We start from the raw sequence: 1,684 nt of genomic DNA on the forward strand, positions 1-1,684 counted from the left end.
AGGAAAAAGCTCTCGGTCTGCGGCAACAGAACAAGAGCCCTCTAAAAATTTAAAATTTTAACACCTACATGATACCATGGGTAGTGACTTTTTGCGCTTTTTTTAGCTTGTGTTTTCATATAAAAATGACGGTTACAAATACTGGAGGTAATCTCTCCACGGATACTGGTCTCGTTTTAGTTAAAGAATTCCTTTATTCAATCGGATTCGAACAGTTGATGGAGAAAGAGCTGCATTTTCAAGACTATCGTCTTTCACCTACACATTCGAATGAAACCCTCCTTGAACAACTGATTTTCCAATTAATTGCAGGCTATGATACCGATGCATCTGCCAACATCTTACGTCATGATCCTTTCTTCCAGCAGATGCTTGAAAAATCTGTATTGGCTTCACAACCTTCGCTTTCGTGTTTTTGGGATCGTATTAGTGAGAGTCCCGATGCACTTTTGCAGCTACAAGCGCTCAATCAAGTGATGCTGGATAAGGTCCGCATACAACGGAATGCAACAGAAATGGTATTGGATTTGGATTCTACATATAGTGACACCTACGGCAATCAAGAAGAAACGGCCTTCAATACACATTATCAAACGACCGGTTATCATCATCCGCTCGTTGCCTTCGATGGTCTGACCAAGGACTTTCTGAAGGCGGAACTGCGTTCCGGAAACACATACTGCTCAACCGGGGCAGCCGATTTTTTGAATCCGCTTCTTGAACACTATAATCAGATCGTTCCAGTCAGCACCATTCTTGTCCGCGCAGATAGTGGCTTTGCAGCGCCGGAACTGTATGACCTCTGTGAAGAAAAAGAGCATCAGTACGTCATTCGGCTCAAACGGAATGCCCGCTTGCATGAGTTCGCGGAACAGTTTGTTCAAGTTGGGGATGAGACCGAATGGAGTCAGAAGGAAGAGCATTTCTACTCCATTCGCTACCAAGCCGGCACTTGGAAGCATGATCGTAGGGTTTGCATTCGTTCTGTCAGGGAAGCAAATGAACTGATTTTCCACCATGAATTCATTATCACCAATCTATCCGATGTTGTCTCGACTGAACAAGTCTACCAAACGTATTGGAAGAGAGGTACGATGGAGAATTTCATCAAGGAAGCCAAGAATGGCTTCTTCTTCGACAAGACGGACAGTTCTCATTTCTTGGAGAATGCCGTCCGCATGATGGTCAGCGTCCTTTCCTATAACATCAACAATTTTATACGCACACTAGCTTTCCCGGAAAAGGCCAAAGGCCTACAGATACAAAGTATTCGTCTTCGGTTTTTCAAGATCGCTGGGAAACTGATCCACAGCGGAAGACGCATGATGCTAAAACTCAGCACCCATCATGTCTACCAAGATGAATTTTTTCATATCCTACGGCAAATTCAATCCTTGTCTTGGTGAGGAGACCCCGCAAATTTAAAAAAACGTTCGAACAAAGGGATTAGTATGTCCAAAAACACAATAACAATCGCATTCCGTGCTTCTTTTCGTCTCTAAGAGACGTTTTGAAAGGGAAAAAATAATAGCTCTGCCAAAAATCCAATATTGCAGATGAAATAGAGTTGTTCATATCAAGATTTGGGGTGGTATGAATAATTCAGGTGATACAATACACCAAATTCTCTTTCTTTGAGTTTCTCAATGAGTGCTTCTGTTGCCGCTTGGAATGATTTAGTTGT

Annotated in this window: 1 protein-coding gene and 1 pseudogene; one reads left to right on the forward strand and one right to left on the reverse strand. The window is 42.6% G+C overall.

The window, feature by feature from the left end; translation table 11 throughout:
- Window positions 1-68 precede the first annotated feature (68 nt).
- Window positions 69-1,406, forward strand: coding sequence for an IS1380 family transposase (locus PVE40_RS12670; RefSeq protein WP_274732294.1), 1,338 nt, complete (start codon window positions 69-71; stop codon window positions 1,404-1,406).
- A gap of 173 nt (window positions 1,407-1,579) precedes the next feature.
- Here the strand turns inward: PVE40_RS12670 and PVE40_RS12995 are convergent.
- Window positions 1,580-1,684 (reverse strand): annotated as a pseudogene (locus PVE40_RS12995) (DUF302 domain-containing protein); the annotation flags it as partial.

Source organism: Jeotgalibaca caeni (assembly GCF_028863945.1).
Lineage (GTDB): Bacteria > Bacillota > Bacilli > Lactobacillales > Aerococcaceae > Jeotgalibaca > Jeotgalibaca caeni.